The 19,535-nt window shown below is 47.9% G+C and carries 19 protein-coding genes and 1 pseudogene; 10 read left to right on the top strand and 10 right to left on the bottom strand.

Annotation, left to right across the window (positions count from 1 at the left end; all coding sequences use genetic code 11):
- The first annotated feature begins 103 nt into the window (after window positions 1-103).
- From DYA43_RS16140 to DYA43_RS16110, 7 genes are all read left to right on the top strand, one after another.
- A complete protein-coding gene (locus DYA43_RS16140; protein ID WP_061055901.1) occupies window positions 104-1,090 on the top strand; it encodes a quinone oxidoreductase family protein in 987 nt (328 codons plus the stop codon).
- Window positions 1,091-1,219: 129 nt separating this feature from the next.
- On the top strand, window positions 1,220-1,873 hold the full coding sequence (locus DYA43_RS16135) for a cyclase family protein (RefSeq protein ID WP_061055900.1): 654 nt from the start codon (window positions 1,220-1,222) through the stop codon (window positions 1,871-1,873).
- A gap of 41 nt (window positions 1,874-1,914) precedes the next feature.
- Window positions 1,915-2,793 (top strand): arginase family protein, encoded by an 879-nt coding sequence (locus tag DYA43_RS16130; protein ID WP_061055899.1) that lies wholly within the window; start codon window positions 1,915-1,917, stop codon window positions 2,791-2,793.
- Window positions 2,794-3,097: 304 nt separating this feature from the next.
- A complete protein-coding gene (locus DYA43_RS16125) occupies window positions 3,098-4,597 on the top strand; it encodes a sugar ABC transporter ATP-binding protein (RefSeq protein WP_162268971.1) in 1,500 nt (499 codons plus the stop codon).
- Entirely contained in the window at window positions 4,594-5,583 is a 990-nt protein-coding gene (locus DYA43_RS16120) for an ABC transporter permease (RefSeq protein WP_061055897.1), read from the top strand. Before DYA43_RS16125 ends, DYA43_RS16120 begins: the two co-directional genes overlap by 4 nt.
- Before the next feature lie 12 nt (window positions 5,584-5,595).
- Complete coding sequence (locus DYA43_RS16115) at window positions 5,596-6,552, top strand: ABC transporter permease (protein WP_061055896.1); 957 nt, start codon at window positions 5,596-5,598, stop codon at window positions 6,550-6,552.
- 24 nt (window positions 6,553-6,576) lie between these two features.
- On the top strand, window positions 6,577-7,563 hold the full coding sequence (locus DYA43_RS16110) for a sugar ABC transporter substrate-binding protein (protein ID WP_061055895.1): 987 nt from the start codon (window positions 6,577-6,579) through the stop codon (window positions 7,561-7,563).
- Window positions 7,564-7,643: 80 nt separating this feature from the next.
- Here the strand turns inward: DYA43_RS16110 and DYA43_RS16105 are convergent, their stop codons facing one another.
- The 3 genes and pseudogenes from DYA43_RS16105 to DYA43_RS16095 form a co-directional block, all read right to left on the bottom strand.
- Window positions 7,644-8,573: a helix-turn-helix domain-containing protein gene (locus tag DYA43_RS16105; protein WP_061055894.1), complete on the bottom strand. Its 930-nt coding sequence runs from the start codon at window positions 8,571-8,573 to the stop codon at window positions 7,644-7,646.
- A gap of 261 nt (window positions 8,574-8,834) precedes the next feature.
- Window positions 8,835-9,749 (bottom strand): DMT family transporter, encoded by a 915-nt coding sequence (locus DYA43_RS16100; protein ID WP_061055893.1) that lies wholly within the window; start codon window positions 9,747-9,749, stop codon window positions 8,835-8,837.
- A 507-nt stretch (window positions 9,750-10,256) separates the two neighbouring features.
- Window positions 10,257-10,454: pseudogene (locus DYA43_RS16095) on the bottom strand (tyrosine-type recombinase/integrase); the annotation flags it as partial.
- 85 nt (window positions 10,455-10,539) lie between these two features.
- Between DYA43_RS16095 and DYA43_RS16090 the strand changes: the two are divergent.
- From DYA43_RS16090 to arsC, 3 genes are all read left to right on the top strand, one after another.
- Window positions 10,540-10,998, top strand: coding sequence for a GNAT family N-acetyltransferase (locus DYA43_RS16090; protein WP_081094719.1), 459 nt, complete (start codon window positions 10,540-10,542; stop codon window positions 10,996-10,998).
- Window positions 10,999-11,218: 220 nt separating this feature from the next.
- Complete coding sequence (gene arsB, locus DYA43_RS16085; RefSeq protein WP_061055891.1) at window positions 11,219-12,253, top strand: ACR3 family arsenite efflux transporter; 1,035 nt, start codon at window positions 11,219-11,221, stop codon at window positions 12,251-12,253.
- The gene (gene arsC / locus DYA43_RS16080) at window positions 12,250-12,669 is read left to right on the top strand and encodes an arsenate reductase (glutaredoxin) (protein ID WP_061055890.1); all 420 of its coding nucleotides are present in this window, start codon (window positions 12,250-12,252) and stop codon (window positions 12,667-12,669) included. The genes arsB and arsC overlap by 4 nt, the downstream gene beginning before the upstream one ends.
- Before the next feature lie 52 nt (window positions 12,670-12,721).
- On the opposite strand, the gene DYA43_RS16075 is transcribed toward arsC, so the two are convergent.
- Genes DYA43_RS16075 through DYA43_RS16045 form a run of 7 tightly spaced genes read right to left on the bottom strand, consistent with a single transcriptional unit; the run spans window position 12,722 to window position 19,534 of the window.
- On the bottom strand, window positions 12,722-14,368 hold the full coding sequence (locus DYA43_RS16075) for a pilus assembly protein TadG-related protein (protein WP_061055889.1): 1,647 nt from the start codon (window positions 14,366-14,368) through the stop codon (window positions 12,722-12,724).
- The gene (locus DYA43_RS16070) at window positions 14,368-14,637 is read right to left on the bottom strand and encodes a DUF3613 domain-containing protein (protein WP_055453581.1); all 270 of its coding nucleotides are present in this window, start codon (window positions 14,635-14,637) and stop codon (window positions 14,368-14,370) included. Before DYA43_RS16070 ends, DYA43_RS16075 begins: the two co-directional genes overlap by 1 nt.
- Window positions 14,634-15,308: a tetratricopeptide repeat protein gene (locus tag DYA43_RS16065; RefSeq protein ID WP_225869378.1), complete on the bottom strand. Its 675-nt coding sequence runs from the start codon at window positions 15,306-15,308 to the stop codon at window positions 14,634-14,636. The genes DYA43_RS16070 and DYA43_RS16065 overlap by 4 nt, the downstream gene beginning before the upstream one ends.
- Window positions 15,309-16,199: a type II secretion system F family protein gene (locus DYA43_RS16060; RefSeq protein ID WP_061055888.1), complete on the bottom strand. Its 891-nt coding sequence runs from the start codon at window positions 16,197-16,199 to the stop codon at window positions 15,309-15,311.
- A 15-nt stretch (window positions 16,200-16,214) separates the two neighbouring features.
- The gene (locus DYA43_RS16055; RefSeq protein WP_061055887.1) at window positions 16,215-17,093 is read right to left on the bottom strand and encodes a type II secretion system F family protein; all 879 of its coding nucleotides are present in this window, start codon (window positions 17,091-17,093) and stop codon (window positions 16,215-16,217) included.
- Complete coding sequence (locus DYA43_RS16050) at window positions 17,087-18,352, bottom strand: TadA family conjugal transfer-associated ATPase (RefSeq protein ID WP_055453578.1); 1,266 nt, start codon at window positions 18,350-18,352, stop codon at window positions 17,087-17,089. The genes DYA43_RS16055 and DYA43_RS16050 overlap by 7 nt, the downstream gene beginning before the upstream one ends.
- Before the next feature lie 18 nt (window positions 18,353-18,370).
- On the bottom strand, window positions 18,371-19,534 hold the full coding sequence (locus tag DYA43_RS16045; protein ID WP_061055886.1) for a type II and III secretion system protein family protein: 1,164 nt from the start codon (window positions 19,532-19,534) through the stop codon (window positions 18,371-18,373).
- Between the last annotated feature and the right edge of the window lies 1 nt (window position 19,535).

Genomic DNA, 19,535 nt, shown 5'->3' with positions numbered 1-19,535 from the left:
GGCTGTCCGTTAGAGAGTAACGTTTGTAGGGAGCTTTCATTCATAATTCCATCACGTTTAATCACGCTGACATGTGCAGCGTATGAAAATTGTCGGAATAGCAATGAAAGCATTAGTCGCCAAGCAATTCGGTGCTCAGCCAGTTCTTCAAATTGAAGAGCGCTCAACTCCTCAAATTAAGCCGGGTTTTTCACTGGTGAAAATGCACGCTGCAACGGTAAATCCACTGTCGAACCAGATTCGAATGGGCGGCGTTCCTGCAGCAAAAGCCCCGTTAGTATTAAGCAATGATGGTTCTGGTGTCATTGTAGAAAGTGAGCACTTTAAAGCGGGTACTGCTGTGGCTATTTATGGTGGCGGTGCTTTGGGCATTACCGAAGATGGCTTGCAACAACAATTCGTATTGGTAGAAGACATATGGATTGTTGAACTTCCGGTCGGTACAGATCTGGATATCGCTGCGGCGTTGCCAATTAATTACGTATCTGCGTATCAGGCAATTAGTCGGGTGGGCCAACTTAAAAAGGGACAAACAGTACTGATTTCGGGTGCGACCGGTTCTCTTGGTCACGCTTTAATACAGCTGGTAAACGCATTAGGAGCAACACCGATTGGCGTTGTTTCAACCAGCGGGAAAATAGCCAATGCGTTGGATTCTGGTGCTAAACATGTGATTGACCTTTCTGCTCAGGATATGGTTTCAACGGTATTGGACCTTACTCAGGGTAAAGGTGTTGATTTAGCTTTTGATACCGTGGCGGGTGAAGTTTTAGGCCAGTTAATGAAATGTCTGAAAACCCGGGGGGCTGTCGTTTCTATTGGGTTTGCTGGTGGCTTTACTTCAGAAATCGATATTGTTGATGTTGTTGTTTACGAGAAAAAACTGCTTGGATTTGATGCACATTTAGAAACAGATGAAGACGTGGAACATGTATTCCATGTCCTAAAAATTCTTTTAGAGCAAGGCAAGATCAAACCTCGAATCGACAGTGTATTTTCACTGGAACAACACGAACAAGCCTATCAACATTTAATTTCGCGTCAGGCTCAGGGAACCATTTTGCTTCGGCTGGAGCAGTCAGGCGAATGACAGATATTGCTACCTGAAGTGAAGTGACTTGGCACTGCTGAACAAGTATTTGTCTTTTTCAGCCAAGTATTCACCTTCGGAGCGAGTATATTGACTAGTAATGGAACACAAATAATCAGGACGGATTCAATGACTAAGATAGTTGTGAAGGAATATATCGAACTTAACCACAAGTTAGAACATGGAATGGAAACTTACCCGGGGCTTAGCCATGTCGAGGTGTATGACCATTTCCCTCGATTTGGCAATAATGCTCTGATTGACGGCATTAACTTGCTGGGTATTTCCGGTACGTATATCGATGCGCCTTATCATGAAGACCCGGATGGTGACAAGATTTGTGATTACCCATTAGAAAAATTAGCTCACCTTCCGCTTATTGTGGTGAATAAGCCAGACAGCAGAGTCTCTTTTGAAGTAGAAGATTTTGAAGGCTTAGATGTGACAGGTAAAGCGGTACTGCTTAACAGCAAGCATGACCAGTTTTTTGGTAAGGAAGAGTACGGGATTAATACGCCATACCTTTCTGTTGAAGCGGCCGATTATTTAGTAAAGCAAGGCGTTGTTCTGGTTGGGATAGATTCTCCGTTGGTTGATAACATCGAAACCTCGGAATCAGCGATTCCGGTTCACAACATTTTATTGAGCAATGGCATTGTGATTTGTGAAGATATGACCAACATCGCTGCCGCAGAAGGCAAAGATGCCTATTTGACTGCGGTTCCGCCCCGAGTCCCACTTGCCAGCTTCCCTGCACGTGTATTTGCAACAGTTTATGAGTGATACAGAGGTTAGTCTGTATCTCAATTTAAGGTAATTTATTTATGTCTGTAGAAAATAACAAAACCCTTCGACTACTCATGCCACAATGGCAAGGCGGAAACAATCACGCTTACTATTTCGGTGCTCAGTTGCTGGCCTGGTTAGCGCCTGAAGCGAACGGTCCGGTTGAACAAGTGAATGTCACTTTTGACGAAAACCGTCAGCTTGAGAACGAAAATGGGATTGTGGGTCGTTCAGAGATCATCCCTCAAATTCAACACGCAAAAGAGCTTATCCAAAAACACTCGCCGGATAGTCTGGTTGTTCTTGGCGGTGACTGTCTGGTTGATTTAGCACCATTTGCTTACTTGCAAGAAAAGTACGGAGATGATCTGGGTATTCTTTGGGTGGATGCTCATCCGGATATCATGACATCTGAAGAATTTGAACATTCTCATGCATCGGTATTACGTGCTCTGATGGGTGAAGGTGACAGCGATCTGACTAACTTTGTTAGTACGCCAATTAAAACGAACAAGATTATGTACGCTGGAGTTAATAACGAAAGCGAGTTTGAAGCGAACTTCCTGAAAGACCGCAACATGCGTGTGTGTCGCCCGGAAGAGATTCAAAGTGAAATTACTTCGATTCAAAAATGGGTAGAAGAAGAGAACATTAAGGTACTGGCGATTCACCTTGATCTTGATGTTCTTAGTATCGCGAACTTCGGCTCATTGTTGTTCAAAAATCCAAATGTACCGGCAGATGCCTATGAAGGGATCGCTCAGGGGCAGATCACTCTGGAAGACGTTGTAAAAGTTATTAACGTAGCCAGCGAAAACACCGAAGTTGTGGGCTTGGGTATCGCTGAACACTTGCCATGGGATTCATTGAACCTGAAAAACATGCTTGAAAAGCTGCCTTTGCTGGGTAAGAAATAAACGTATTTTTCTGTATTTGTTGTGTGTTTGCATACGGGTAAGCGGCCTTAGGGTTGCTTACCCTTTTTTTATATCTGCTTGTTACTGTTGAATTAAAAGTCTCAAATTCAGGACTTTTTCCTGTGTCCTGATTATCACAATACTTGTCCCGGTCAGACAAGTATCACTCGCCATTACAAGGCTAAGATGTCCTCAATACATAAATAAAATGTATGAGTTATGCGGCTTACTTAGAGTTGAAAACTTTGATTGAAAAAGAAGTAAGCCCTCAATCTCAATGATTTTGAGAAAGGACAGCAGCGCAATGGAAGCAAAAAATATACTGACGGCAAGTCACATATCTAAACGATATGGTGGCGTGTTCGCTCTAAACGATGTCAGTTTTTCTCTCCGTAGTGGAGAAATTCTCGGCTTATGCGGGGAAAACGGAGCGGGCAAAAGCACGCTGGTCAAAATCCTGGGTGGTTATGTCACACCAGATACCGGAACTTTAGATATTGGGGGAATGCAGGTCGAGCTCGGCAAACGTGTTGACCCGTCTTTGATTACTATTGTTCATCAGGAACTGTCTATTCTGCCTCACCTGAGTGTTCTGGATAACATCGTTATCGGCATGAAAGAAAATGGGCAACTCTATCGCAGAAGTCGTTATACCGAGCAAGTCACCAAGCTGCTTGCTGATGTTGGATTAGAACATATTTCTCCTTTTCAGCTTGCAGAGACACTTTCTTTAGCGGAAAGACAACTGGTCGAGATTGCACGCGGGCTGGCAAGCGGTGCCCACGTACTGCTTCTTGATGAGCCAACTGCGACATTGTCTGACGCAGAAATTGAAAAAGTTTTTTCTATTATGCGCAAGCTTAAAGCGGCTGGCACCACTTTGGTTATTATCAGCCACCGGTTGGATGAAGTTTTCACCATTACCGATCGAGTGACGGTATTTCGTGGCGGCAAGCATATCTTTACTCGTAATACTAAAGATGTCACCGGACCGGAGCTGGTTAGCGCAATGTTAGGCCATGAAGTGGAGAGGGGCGTAATCAGACCTCAACGACCACATGGAAAAGTGCTGCTCGAATGTAAAGATGTGCAGATAGAGAATGGTTACGGGCCGCTAGATTTTACCTGCCATAAAGGTGAGATTGTTGCTGTTGTTGGGCAACTTGGCGCTGGTGCTGATCTATTTTTACGCACATTGGCAGGTTTAGCCCCGGTAGAACAAGGGGAGTTATTGCTAAACCAAAAGCCGGTTTCTCTTGATTCTATCTATGATGCTGAACAGCATTCTATCTCTTATGTCCCGGAAGACAGGGCAGGCAAAGGTGCATTTTTAGAAGCGCCGATTGGTATGAATTTAACGTCAAGAGCGCTGGATGTTTTGTCTCGCTGGGGCGTAATTTCAAAGTCTGAAGATACCCGAAATGGCGTGGAGCTAGCGGAATCATTTACGCTAAATCCCGACCGAAATCATGAACCTGTTTCTTCACTCAGTGGTGGCAACCAACAGAAAGTCGTTCTGGGCAAAGCCATTGCGACTAATCCCGATTTATTACTACTTAACGAGCCAACTCGTGGGGTGGATATTGGTGCCCGTGCCGATATTTATCAACGGTTAAGAGACCGTGCTGACCAAGGGCTTTCTATCGTTTTCTACTCAACGGATCTGGAAGAGATTCTTGATTTCGCTGACCGCATAGTCACGGTATTTAAAGGTGAAATTATTAACAGCGTATTAAGGAAAGATGCGACTCAAGAAAGCATCTTACAAGACATTTTGCATGGAAAAGTGAGGGATGCAGCATGATACGAGCAGCTTCTTCAAAATCAACGTTACCTTTTATGTCGCTAAGCGGTGCGGCATTTTCTCCGACCCGAATTCAGGCAACATCGGTCAGAATCGCGATTGTCATTGTGGCTCTGTTGGCGAGTGTGTTTATTGAAGGGTTTGCGACTGCGCAAAACCTCAGTTCAATTCTGTTTTCAACGGTATCGGTAGGGATTGCTGCCTGCGGATTGGCACTGGTTACCATTAGTGGCAACCTGTTTATGCTGTCTATCAGTGCCACAACGTCAATCTCCACGATTGTTTTCGCTAGCTCATTACAGCTAGGAATTCCCGCTGCGATTATTTTGACATTAGCCGTAGGGATTATCTTTGGTGTGATTCAGGGCGCTGCCGTCGGTGCGATGAAAACCAACCCTATCATTACTACGATAGCCGCGTCATCGGTTATCACCGGTATCGGTTCCTGGGTGTCGGGCGGCCGGACTATTACCAGTGATGTCGGTGTTCACTGGCTTGGTGTTGGTCATATATTTCCGGGTGTTCCAAACCAGATATTTATTCTGATATTCGTCTTGTTTGCGTGTGAATTCTTTTTATCTCGTATGCGATTAGGACGTGAAATACAGCTGATTGGTATTAACTCCACAACGGCTAAGTTATCCGGGTTACGCGTGGGGCTGGCGGTTGCCATGGCTTACATTATTGCCTCTTCAACCGCTTCTTTGACCGGTATTCTGATCGCGTCTCAAAACTCTCAAGGAAACCTGTCTTTGGGTGCGGGGCTAGATTTTAGTGCGATTGCTGCGGTTTTGGTTGGCGGTGTCGCCATAGCCGGCGGGCATGGTCGTATCAAGGATGCTGTATTTGGTGCATTGTTCCTGGCTGTCGTCGGAAACGTATTGTTGCTGGCGGGCTTTTCTCTCGACATGCAGTTGATGGTGAAAGGTGCTGTTGTTCTTATTTCTGTAGTGCTGGGCGCATTACTGTCTCGTAAGCGTAAATAAGGGAGGCGCAAAATGAAATCTAAATGGAATTCGTCAGATATATTACGAGTCTTTCTGTTTATCGCTATACCGGTATTTTTTGCCTGTATGAATAGTTTCTTCTTAACCAGCGGTAATCTTTTTGCCTTAATGCAGAATTTTGGCTTAGTCGGATTGGTGGCGTTAGGTTTGGTTCTCACCATGATTGTTGGTGAGTTCGACCTGTCAGTGGCTTCAATGGTTGCAGTTGGCGGTCTTATTTTGGCTAAAACCGGTGTAGACAGTGCTGTTATCGGTGTGTTTTGGGCTGTGATGTTTGGCTTGGTTGTCGGTCTGATTAATGCCGCGTTCATCATTAAGCTAAAAGTCTCATCTTTAGTGAGCACATTAGGCATGATGATTCTGTTATCAGGTTTTGCATATTGGATCGCTGATGGCAACGTTGTCCCTTATTACAACTTTGATGCATCAGATGTTTTAGACGCTCAAATAGCCTACGTACTTTCTCCACGTATCTTAATTACCGTTGCTGCGATGATAGTGGTGTATCTGCTACTGAGCTTTACACGTCTTGGAAGAGACCTCTATGCGACGGGCAGCCACAGACAATCTGCAATTATGAGTGGAGCTAACACATCTGCCGCATTATGTGTCGCATTTGGTTGCTCTGGCATGCTTGCAGCCTTAGCGGGCGCATTGATTTCAATAAGCCTTGCTACCGGTTCCCCAACATTAGGCGACACGCTTCTGATTCAGGCAGCCTCTGCAGCCATTCTGGGTGGTGTCTCACTTGGCGGAGGCGTAGGGAAAATTCATCAGGTTGCGGTAGGAGTAATGATTCTCGCCGCATTAGGCAATGGCTTAAGCCTTATGGGTGCAAGCTCTGCCACTACATTACTCGTTAACGGTTGTGTTCTTGGGTTTGTCGTTCTGATGAACGGGGACCTTAGTTCATTACGCTTAAATCTGCTTAAAAAAACACATGGATAATCAACGGACAACGGAGACGTCACGATGAAAACAAAATCACTGGTAAAACACTCTTTGACTGCGCTGGCAACCACAGCAGCATTAGCTTCAGCAATGTCGGCTTCAGTTGCACAAGCCGCTGAAGGTAAATCAGTCATCTTGCTGCAACCAACAGAAGAATGTACCTACTGTGCTGACTATTTACGTTTCTTCAAACAAGAAGCAACAGCCGCCGGGTTGAATTTTGAAACAACAACCAGCCCATTTGACCCTGCTAATCAGGCCAATCAGGTTGAACAGGCGATTGCTAAACGCCCGGATGCAATCATCCTTTGGCCGGTCGATGCTAACGCTTTGATTCCATCAATGCGCAAGATCCAAAAAGCGGGTATTCCACTGATCATCAGTGATGCACTTCCTGCAAAACAGTCTGAAAAATTTTGGGATGTTTACACGGGTGGTAACAGTGAAGAGATAGGTCGTGAATCGGCTAAAGCAATGGTTGATGCATTTGAAGCAAAAGGTTTTGGCAAAAAAGGCGAAATTTTTGTGATTACCGGTACGCCGGGAGCTCCAACGTCGATTGGCCGAATGAAAGGCTTTACCGAAGAACTTAACAAGCTTGCTCCGGATATCAAAATCCTTGGTGAACAACCGGGTAACTGGGATCAGAATGTCTCTATGACGGCGGCTTCTTCACTCTTTACTCGTTTTGGCGATCAGGTTGAAGGTGTATACGCGGTAGAAGATCTGATGATGGCGGGTGTAATTGTTGCAGCTGAGCGTGCCAATATTGATGCGAAGAAACTTGCTCTGGTTGGTGTGGGTTGTGAAGTCCCTGGATATAAAAATATCAAAGCAGGCATTCAGTACGCTACGGTATTATCCGATGCCTACAGTGATGCGAAATACGCGGTAGATGCAGCGGTTAAACTGCTGGATGGTGAGAAGCTGGATAAATATATCTATATGCCAAACCCAATTATCACTAAAGACAACTTGAGTGAGTGTAAAGGTATTCAAGACCTATAATTAGTTATCTTGATTAAAATGAAAACGGATAAGCCTTTTGAAGACTTATCCGTTTTTTATTCTGTTTTTTTGGGGGATGACTATCTTGTCAGTTCTCTTGGTGAATAACCAAATTGCTTTTTGAAGGTACGGCTGAAATGAGACAGATCTTTATAGCCAAAGGTGAGTGCCGCTTCTGTGATATTGGTGACTCGTTTATTGGCTAATGCGTCATAAGCACAGGATAGGCGCTGCGATTGTAACCAGTTGCGTGGGGTTTCTCCCGCCTCCGCAAATAGTCGGCTGAGTGTGCGCAGAGAAATCCCTTTTTCAGAGGCGACGCTTTCAAGGCTTAGCTCTTCATCAGTAATATGATTACGGATGTAGGTTTTGATTTCGTTTAACAGTTTATTGTGAGAGGCAATAGGGGTATCGGTACTCGTTGCCCGACTGATGGCTGTTGTCAGCATATCGAGCGTTGGCACAATAAATTCGTCTTCGTTTATAAGGTCAGGTGATGACGCGATAATCGATGTTTCATTCATCAGCGATTTAATTAACCGGCCAAAAGACGATTGATCATTCAGTACGGTGCCACCCAGATTATCCAACCGAGTGACTTTGGCCTGAATTAAAGGGCGTGGTATGCGCAAAAGCATCGCTTTATATGCTGACGTGTAATTGAATGAGTATGGTTTGCCTGAATCATAGATCAGAATGTCGCCGACCTGATGTGATACCTGACGTTCATTCTGCTCGAAATAACCTTCACCTTCTAACATCACGGATAGAAAGATATCTTCTCTGGGAACTGAGCGTAAATCTGCTACACGGCGATCGTAGCGAATACTTTCTGAAGCGACGTGGCTTAACTCTGTAGAACCGACATGCTGAACTGTGGTTGTAGCTTTAAACTGAGTCGAATCACTGGCGATTCCTAAACACGGTGCATAGTGTTTAGTTACCACATCGTTCCAGTAATTGAATCTATCTTTTTGTTCTAATGTGTCAGTCGAAAAAATAGTGCTCATAATTCAGGTGTTCCCAGCTATAACCAGTTAATAGCAACTAAGCAATATAAGTGCCATGGGGGGGATTAATTAGAGCCGTGCGCGCGAAAAAGGTGCATATTGCATAAATAAAAGGAAAACAGAGAGATAGTGTTGCTGATAGCAAGACGACAGGATGAATGGACTTTACGGTAATAAAGAAAAACGCACTCCCGTGGTGCTCTTTCACCTCAGGAGTGCGTCGATTGTCTGTGATGTTCAGTCTTGGTGCGTTTGCGCCGATTAACTTTCGAACTCGGGCTGTGCCACAGTGGCTTCAGATTCTGTCGACTCAGACAGCAGGATAGAACCGGTCACCATGAGTAGTGCGATACCGTCTGTCACAGTCAGTGACTGGTCGAAGAAAATGATAGAGAAGAAGGTTGATGCTACTGGGATTATCGCAAACGCCATACCGGTAGCACTTGCCGGAATCTTAGTTACACCGCTGAAGAAGCAGAAGTAAGGGACAGCCCATACTAGAATGCCGTAGTAAACCATGGTGATAGAATTTTTGCCGTTAAATAGTAGTGACAGGTCAATATCTTTTGTTTCAAGCAGGAACATTAACGGCAGGGTAAAGATCATGCCGGTAAAGCAAACACCTGTAGCCATCGTTAAGGCTGGAAGTTGCACATCGTATTTCTTCGCTGCAATGACACAACCTGAAGTTGAAAGTGTCGATAGTGCAAGAAGAACGATTCCGTAAAACGATGTGCTTCCGGATGTGTCGCTGGATGGAACCGTTAAGACAAGTACACCAGCGATTGCGAACAGAATTGCTAATCCTTTGCGGGAGCTAAGCTTTTCTTTAAGCAAAAAGTATGACAGTGCTAGTACTACGGCTGGAGCGATACTCGTAAAAATTGAGGCAGAAATTGCGTTTGAGTATTCAAATCCGTAGAGCAGGAATGCAGTATATAACACAGCACCAAGTAACGACTGTAAGCTGATGATTGCCCATGTTTTCAGGCTAAGTGAAAAGATAGCAGGGGCTCCGGTCGCACGTCCGATAATGTATAAGAACGCAAAACCAATAGCGAAGGTGATAGCGATGAATGTCCATACCGGAATACTGTTCATCGATTCGGCTGCAATCGGGTAACTAATACCAACCAGCAGATAACACATTAGTACATTTAAATATCCCATATTCATGATAATTTCCTCTTTCCTTGAGATGTAAATTCATCATGCCTGCATATTATTTGGCTTACTTGCTCGTATCTGACAAGAATTGGTGTGAGTGAGACAAATGCACATTGTAATGCTAGTCGCATATTTATTAACGCTTTCTGTTAAGCCTTTTTAATGCACTTATTTTGTAGGAGAACGTCTAATATAAGACTTCTCCTTTATTGTTCGAGCGCCTCTCGAATGCGTTTGAAAAGAGGAGGAGAGGGGAATGCAGGGGGATTTTTATGTAAGAAAGTTTCCTACATAAATAATTAGCTTTAATACAAAGTATCACAAAAATATCAACTTATGGTTGTATTTGGTTATATCAACATATGGTTGTATTTTACGTAATCAATTGATTTACAATGAATCGTAAATATCAATTTATGGTTGTATCAACAGAAAATACGAACTATTGAGAGCCGCTATTAGTGGCTCTTTTTTTACGTCAAAAAGGATAAGTGGCGACAAAGTGGCGACAGAGCCTCAACTTTTTTCAGTGGCGGCAGTCTGCGAGGCGATAGGGTTTAGGAAAATAGCTTCCGTCAGGTGATCTGGAGCGAAGTTCGCGTAGCGCATTGTCATACTGATATCTGCATGGCCGAGAATGTCGCGTAGTATGCGGATATTACCACCATTCATTATGAAGTGGTTGGCAAAGGTATGGCGAAGAATGTGGCAGGCGCTCAAACTTAAGACGGCTCACAATGGCTGATGCGCATAACAGAGGCTATGCTGAGCACTCTGACCCCAAGCGTAACGATCAAAAATGCACAACTTAGAATTCAGACAATGCGACGAAACTAGTCCTTATTGGCAGGATGTCGAACGTCTGTTTCAAGGTGAATGGTCCGAATTCCGTTTTCGCGATACTTATAAGCCGGATGTCCAACTTCCACCTGTCATCATGGTGCTCAGTCAAAACACAGTGATTGGTGGGCTGGCTTATTCCTATTATCAGGAGCCGAATCAGGTCGCTGATGTCATTTGGATCAATGCCGTCTCTGTTTCTCCACCGTGGTGGGGAAAGGGGATTGCCAGTGAACTGATTTGTCTGGGCGTTAGTCAAGTTTCCCCTTTCAGTCAGCGTCATCTTTACGCTTACACTAACCTTCCATCACTCTATTCGCGTTTAGGTTGGACGGTAGTCGATACGGAATGTGAACCGAATCATTGTGTTATGCGTATCTCCCTAGAATCTGAGCCACATCAACAAGTCATCCGTTGAATCTGAGTTTTATCGTTTAAATCACTTCTATTGCTCAACCAGTGCAGTGTTACTCGCGCGTTGTCACTCAACTGTCATGTTTAAAATTTAATATATGGAAATTCGTATATATGTCTTTTCATATGTTTATTCCAGCGTTAGAGTACCGACATGGCTGCGCTGGCTTATAGTGAAAGAACGGACAGTGCGCATGGGCGAAAACTAAGTGTTCGGAGGAAAAATGGGTCTGTTTGAACGTTATCTGACCGTTTGGGTCGGGTTGGCTATTTTGGGTGGCATTGCATTGGGTAGTCTCGCGCCTCAAGCGTTTGCAGCGATTGCAGGCCTTGAGCTGGCACACGTGAACATCGTGATCGCGGCGTTGATTTGGTTGATGATCTTTCCAATGATGGTGCAGATTGATTTCTCCTCTCTGAAAGATGTTGGTAAGAAGCCGAAAGGTCTGGTCCTGACTCTGGTGATCAACTGGTTGGTCAAGCCGTTCACCATGGCGTTATTGGGGTGGCTGTTCTTTAAGGGGTTATTCGCTGACTGGGTCGATCCGCAAACCGCGAGCGAATACATTGCAGGCATGATTCTGCTGGGTGTTGCACCATGTACGGCGATGGTGTTTGTCTGGAGTCAGTTAACCAAAGGCGATGCAAACTACACGCTGGTGCAGGTTTCGATTAACGACATCATCATGATCTTTGCGTTTGCTCCGATTGCTGGCTTTCTGCTTGGCGTCACCGACATTACGGTGCCGTGGGACACACTGTTGCTCTCGGTAGTGTTGTACGTGTTGATTCCACTGTTGGCAGGGGCTGTCGCTCGTCAAAAGCTGGATAAAGCCAATGACCACTCAACGCTGAATCGTTTCCTGGCGACGATGAAACCGTGGTCGATCGTAGGTTTGCTGGCAACGGTGGTACTGCTGTTTGGTTTTCAGGCGGAGACCATTCTGGTCCGTCCGCAAGCGATTGTGCTGATCGCCATCCCTCTGCTGATTCAGACCTACACCATTTTCGCCATTGCTTATTGGGCGGCTAAGCGCTTGAAGCTTCCTCATAATGTGGCCGCACCAGCTTGTATGATTGGTACGTCGAACTTCTTTGAGCTGGCGGTGGCGGTCGCGGTGTCGCTGTTTGGTCTTCATTCTGGTGCGGCATTGGCAACTGTAGTGGGGGTGCTGGTGGAAGTGCCGGTGATGCTGTCGCTGGTTTGGTTTGCGAACCGTACCCGTGGCTGGTTTGAGATGACGGAATCATCCCAATGATCGTTATTCACCATAACCCGGATTGTGGCACGTCACGCAACGTACTGGCGATTATCGAGAAGGCGGGGTATGAGCCTGTGATCGTCGACTATCTGCAAGAAGGATGGAGCCGTTCGCAGTTGCTGGCACTGTTTGCCGCCGCCGATCTCACACCTCGATCAGCGCTGCGTACCACCAAATCTCCGGCGCAGGAACTGGGTTTGCTCGCTGAAGATGTGAGTGACGCGCAGATTCTCGATGCCATGCTGCATTATCCGGTGTTGGTCAATCGGCCGATTGTCTGCTCACCGAAAGGGGTTAAGTTGTGCCGGCCTAGTGAATCGGTACTGGATTTACTCGATAGGTGGCCGGCCGGCCCTTTGTACAAAGAAGATGGCGAACTGATTCTGGATGCCTCCGGCCACCGAGTGGTGTGATTTCACGTTCGCAAACCATGTTGTGACGCGATACAACGTTGACGCTTTCCGGCTACAAAATCAGGCCGGATCGGGAAGATTGAATCGCGTCAACCCACATATCTGCACCGCCCACCTGCACGCCCAATACATCTAACGTGGGAAGCAGTATTCCGCTCAGAACACCACTCAGCACGTTGCCTAACGTCAGGCTCAGCACGCTTGATAACGCAGTCGTCAACGGAGTTAACACCGCATTGAGAATTAACGAGTTCGGTACTTCTATCGATAGATTGATTTCGGTATCAAACAGTGTGCCTCGGTTGATGGTGGAGGTTTGCGGCAGCTGAGCGAGCGAAATGGTTTGTGTTGCGGTGACGGGATCTTCATTATTCACCGCGATTTGAGCGGTCACGACGATGGGCGAACTGACCAGCGGAATGTAAATGCTGATGGTCAGAGGTTCAACGCTGACATCAACCAGCGAACTCTCTGTTGCGAACTCCGCTTCGGAACTGCTCGGAGAGCGGCTGACGCCCACCAATGTGGCGGTCGATTTGGACGCATTCGCCTCTATTTTTAGCGGGCTGATAACCACATTGGCAAGCCCAAGGCTGACCACCGATAAAGCAGAGGTGATGTCATCGACAATATCAAGATCGGCCGACATCGATAAATCCACCTGTGAGTTGGAGACGCTGGGCTCCTTACTTTCAATGACTGGCAGTGTGGCAATGGTGAATGAGGGCGGCGTGATGACGTCGGTGGCGAGAGCGATACTGGCCACGTTGGGCACTGAAACGCCTAACGCCGGAACATCGATAAAATGACTGCTGTCTGAGGCGAAGATGGACGCTTTGACCAGAGAAAGTGCGTTGATGGACGATTCAAGTGCCGCGCCATCGGTGTTGGTTTCGGAGAGCGCCACGATATCGCCCAGCACGATGTCGGGTACGGTCTCTGCCAGCGCCAATTGATTGATCAGCAGGTTAATGCCATTCGGATAATCGCCATCGCTGCTCAGCACATCGGCGTAAGCATTGAGAATATCGAGCAGAGAAATACTCGATTCCAACACCTCTTGGGTTGTGCCTAAACTCAGATCTACTGCTAACGCGCTGAGCAAAGATCCTAATCTGACCGAGCTGTTTGCCAGGCCATTGTAATCGGCAACATCGAGATCGAGCGTTGTGCCGAGCACATTGCCCAACAGGCTGTTGAGAAGTCCCGCTTCGGTTTCCGTCGATACGGTCTTTGAACCGACGCCAAAACTGATGACACCTGATTTCTGAACTGCCGCTTCGGCGTACAACGTCATCGTTCGGTTATTGAACAGCCCACCTGCGACCATGCTTTCCGGGACTTTTTTGGTGACGACCACTTTGGCCGTAGGATAACCGTTGTCGGCGGTTGCGCTGGTGTCGATTACCCAGCGTCCATCGACGATTTTTGCCGTGCCGTATTCGATCGTCAGCTTGTCGATTTTGTCGCTAAAAAGCGAGGCAACCGTCTGTTCGGCTTCCGCTTTCTGATTCGGGTCCAAAAAATAGGGGCTGCTCACGCCGAGTTCAGTTGCGGCTAAATCGGCGATCGATTGCAGTTGTTGGCGTTGAAAAGCCAGCCTTGCCGTGTCGAGTGCCACGGAGGTGAATATGACCAGGCTCAGCAGCGCGGCGGCGAGCCAGAGTGTCACGGCACCAGACTGAGCTTTAAGCGTCATTATTTCTCTCCGAATTCACTCTTAATGAATTTGTCCGGCAGCTCATGGCTAAAGGTTTTGATGGCCCGCTGCTGGCTGGCTTTGGCGGCTTCGGGAGAGAGGGTGTCCTGATAGCTGGTGGCCATCATATTTTCCCTTTGGATTTGCAGCCAAATTTGCGTTTCTTTGGTGTCTGGCATTTTCATACCCTTGGTTTCCGGACGTTGCTGAGCAGCCGAAGCATGAGTGGACAATACACACAACAGAGCCATCAGTAGGTTGAGTTTCATTTGTTCGTCTCCAGATTTTTAATCGGGTTGAAGGTATTAAGAGCGTTCGCCAGTTTCTGACTTTCGACCTGATCCCAGCCATAACGTCTGGTGAGGCTTTCCGCTGCTTTTAAGTCCTGAGCGCGCGCCAACGCCAGCCAGAGATTTTTGGCTGCTTTTTGGTTGTTTGGATTGAGTTCTAACGCGGTCAGAAACTCTTTTTTGGCCACGTCGACTTCATCAATCAGCAACATATAAAAGCCGTAGTCGTTGCGAATGTCTGAGTTAGCGGGTTCCATATCCACCGCAAAGCGCAGCCAGTGGCCGGACTCTTTGTATTTTTTCTGATACGCGGTCAGCAATCCCAAGCCGTGTGCGGCCTGGCCTTTCATGCAGCTATTAAGCAAACTGGTGTATTTCTTATTGGCCTCGTCCCACTGGTTGGTTTTCAGCAGGGCTTTGGCTTCCAGTGCCGTTTTGGTTACGTAAGTGCCTTCGATTTTTTGCAGCATAGCCAGCGCGGAGTAGTAGTTTTGGTTGGCGAAGGCTTTCTGCGCCATCGAGAGTTGCATGCCAGTCGATTGTGAGAATTTCTCACCACACAACCCCGGCGCTTGAGTGTATTGCGTCTCTTTCGGGGCTGAGGTACAGGCACCCAAAGTGAGAGTGAAAATCACGAATAGTCGTCTCATTTAGCCTCCAAAAGCTGCCAGCAGAGCCAACGCTGCCGGGCCACCTAACACGATGAATAGAGCAGGGAACATCAGAGTCATCATCGCAACCGAGATTTTTCCCGACATCTTGGTGACTTTCTCTTGCAGCGCCACGCGCTTGCGTTCATAAATCAGCTCCGCTAGTGACTGAAATGATGTTTTCAGCCCGCCACCGGTTTCTGAACCTTGCGAGAGCATCGACAACAGATCCTGAAGCCCGGACGACAGCGTCATCGTGGCCATGTCGCGGAACACCCATTCACGGTTCTGGCCCGCTTCAATCCGGGCGATGATGAGCGCGATGTCTTTGTTCATTTCCGGCGTCAGGTGGCGGGCTTCTTTGTGATACGCCTTGAGCAGGCTTTCAAGCGACAGCCCGACCTGCCATAAGATGGCCATCATGTGCACCGCGGTCAGCATCTCTTCATCAATGATGCGGGCACGTTTGTTCGCCTGCATGCGAATCCAGCGAATGGATACCAGCGCGCCGATTGCCATAAACAGGGCGTAGTACAAAAACGTGCGCTGAAACGAGGTGGAGAAAAGATATTGCTGCCCCGTCAGGATCAGAAACAGCCCGCTCCAGACCAGAAACATTTTGAACAGACACAGGATCTGTTGTCGGCTGCTGATGTAGCCCGCCTGACGCATGGCAATCACGATTTGCGACAGCGACTTCTGGTGTTGCTGTTTCGATTTTCCCCACCATTTTTGTGAGTGCATCAACAGGTGCTCTTTGGTGCTGCCGGCTTTTTTATCTGCACCCACGGTAATCGATGTCTGCCCGACATATTTGCGCGAATAGTGAAAGCAAAGTGAGGCACACACCATACAGATAGAAGCGATAAAGAAGTAAAAAGCGCCTGCCATGTTCTCTTCTCCCGACTATAAGCTGCGAAACATTCGCCAAATGACGATAACGCCGATGATTTGCAGTGAAATCCCTAAGATGAGCGCATGACGGCCACTCTCGGAATACCACATGTTGATCAACAGCTCAGGGTTCTGGGTCATCATGTACGCGCTGACGAGCAGCGGTGCACTGCCGATGACCCATGCGGTGATGCGGGTTTCGCCTGTGATGGATTTGAGTTCCCGGCGGCTGAGATCTTGCTGACGAAGCAGCTTTACCAAACTTTCCAGAGAATCCGTAATACTGCCGCCATAGCGTGAATTAATGCTGAATATGGAACCCAGCAGATAGAACGCTTCGACACCGGTAATGGCGCTCTCTTTCTCGAACGCATGTTGTAGCTCGACCCCCACCGTCTGACGATGGCTGACCCGCTGCAACACGTCTTTTAGCGGGCTGGTGGTGGCGCGAGCGGATTGCTCAACCGCCTGAGTTATACTCAGCCCGACTTTGATACGGCGGTTCACCTGATCAACAAACGACGGCAGCTGCTGGACCAACCGCAGCTTGATGTTGTTGCGGCGAATTTGCGCAATGGTCAGGGCGACCGTAATACAAAAGAGAAAACTGATGGCAAACCCGGTGATGCCCAAAATTAAGGCGCACAACAGGCTAAACATTACGATACCACCCAACATCAGCAGGTTTTTGAAGGGCGAACGACTGAAACCGAGTTTTTGCAGCCGTTCGGCAATAGGGTGATGCTGGCCCATTTTCTGCTTTGCCAGTGTCGCCAGCAGAGTCGATTGCGGTGTTCCCAACACGTCTTTGGATACCCGCTTAGACCACACAAAGCAGAGGTAAGCGGGAAGGCAGAACGCCAGCCCAAGCAGCAGATACTCGTTCACCATATCTGCTCCTCAAGTTTGACGGTCAGCTCTTCCGATGGATCTTTTAACGCCTTGAACTGGCGTTTGGTTCGCACGTACTGGAACAGCGTCTGAGTGTTAATGTTCGCTGTCTGCACATCGGTTACCTCCACAATTTCAGAGATCACTCGTTTGCCGCTGGGCAGACGAATGACCTGCACAATCATGTCGACTGCTGAAGAGACCACTTTGCGAATGAACGTTTCGCTGGAGCGAAAACCGGTCAGCGTCACCATCATTTCGAGGCGAAGCAGCGCATCTCGCGGTGAGTTGGCATGCAGCGTACTCATCGAACCGAGGTGGCCTGTGTTCATTGCCTGCAGCATATCCAGCACTTCGCCGCCGCGACTTTCGCCAAGAATGATGCGATCCGGACGCATACGCAGCGCATTTTTCAGCAATTCGCGTGCGGTCACTTCACCAGCGCCCTCGGAATTGGGCGGGCGGGTTTCCAGACGCACCACATGGCCGTTGCGCAGTTGCAGCTCTGCGGCATCTTCAATCGTGACCACACGTTCATGGGCATGAATGTGCTGGCTCAGCACGTTTAATAGCGTTGTCTTGCCCGAACCGGTCGCACCGCTGATCAGAATGTTGAGGCGTGACTGCACACAACGTTTGAGAAATTCCAGCATCTCCGGCGATAACACTTCATTTGCCAAGAGAAATTCGTCGGTCAGGACATCCTGTTTGAACTTGCGCACCGATAAACAGGCCCCGTCCAGCGCCAAGGGGGGAATGATGGCGTTAATGCGACTGCCATCGGGAAGGCGGGCATCCACCATCGGATTGGACTCATCAATCCGGCGGCCAAGAGGCGAGAGCATGCGGCGAATCACGCGGATAACGTGTTCGTCGTTGAGAAAGTGGTGATTCACTTGCTCGAGGATACCGTTGCGTTCAACAAAAACGTGTTTCGGGCCGTTGATCAGAATATCGTTGATGGTGTTGTCTTTCAGCAGGTTTTCAATCGGGCCGTAGCCCATCATCTCATCCACCAATTCGGCGGCCAACACATCAATCGGAGGCGGGTTAGCGATTTTTTCCGAGTCGAGATAGAGCTGAATATAACTGCTGACAGGCAACAGCAGGTTGCAGCGCTCGGACGATGACATGTCGAAAATGATGCCGTCATCTTCCATCCGTTCCAGAACAAACTGATGCAGTGCCGCTTTCAGTTCCAGATCCAGCGGTTGGTAACCTGAGGATTTCATGGTGTTTAACCAGTCCATGGCGTTCATACAGCACCTTCCTAGTGTCTAATCAGAGAAACCAATGTCTTCAGGTAAGTCATCCGGCTCGGTTTGCAGGAAAACCAGATCGAAGAAGTCAGGCCGATAGTTGCGATAAATTTCGCCGGGCAGTGGCGGCAGGGTGGCTCCTTTGGCGATCGGCTTCACCAGATGCGGCGTTACAACCATCATCAGCTCTTTATCGTTGGTTTCTAAGCGGCTTGAGCTGAAAAAGGCACCGAGAATCGGAATGTCACCCAAACCGGGGAAGCGGTCGGAGTTTTTCATTGTGCTGCTGCTGATCAGTCCGCTAATGACGAAGGTTTCGCCGTCACCGAGCTGCACCGTGGTGTCGGTGCGTCGCACGCTCATACCGGGCACCAAAACACCGCCGGTGCTGACGGCATTGTTGTAGTTGAGTTCGCTCACTTCTGGCGCCACTTTGAGCATGATGCGTTCATCTTTCAACACGGTCGGCGACAGATTCAGCCGCACGCCGAACTCTTTGAATTCAATGGTGATGTCGCCATCGTTGGACGATTTGGGATAGGGAAATTCACCGCCGGCCAGAAATGTGGCCGTATGGCCGGACATGGTCACCAGGCTCGGCTCGGCAAGGGTATAAGCAAAGCCGTTGGCGTTGAGCGCGCTGATGGTGCTGAGAATGCCCTTGGACGCATTGCCGATCACGACATTGAATGAATCCGCCAGCGATGTGAAGTTATTGCTTGATAGCAACTCACCGGCAAAATTACCGCCGTTCAAAGCAGAGTTGTTCCCGATAGCAAAGGTGGTATTGCCCGATTGTTTTCCGAAAAAGAATCCCGCCTCTTTCAGGGCCGACTTACTGATTTCCACCACTTTGATGTCGGTTTGTACCTGCACGTTGGAGCTGCTGACCATTGTCGGCACGACACTTATCTGATACTCGTTGGGCTGCTTACTACCTTTCGGCCATACCAACAGCGAGGTTCGGCCTCCCTGATGGCCGTTGATGAGCAAAGTCGTTTTGCTCAGCACATTGATGGTTGCGATTTTAGGATCAGATACGGCAACGCGCGCGATCTCCTGTCCGTTTAAGGCGAGGCTTTTCTGCGTGTTTTCATCCAGAGTAATGACTTCGGCCGCCATCGCTAACGTAGACGCGAACAATGCAAACAAACTTGTAATAGAAAATGTGGTGATGCGCATT

The sequence above is a fragment of the Vibrio fluvialis genome, from assembly GCF_900460245.1.
GTDB classification, from domain to species: domain Bacteria; phylum Pseudomonadota; class Gammaproteobacteria; order Enterobacterales; family Vibrionaceae; genus Vibrio; species Vibrio fluvialis.
Note: the sequence above shows the minus strand (reverse complement) of the source record. Positions and strands in the feature narration are given on the sequence as shown.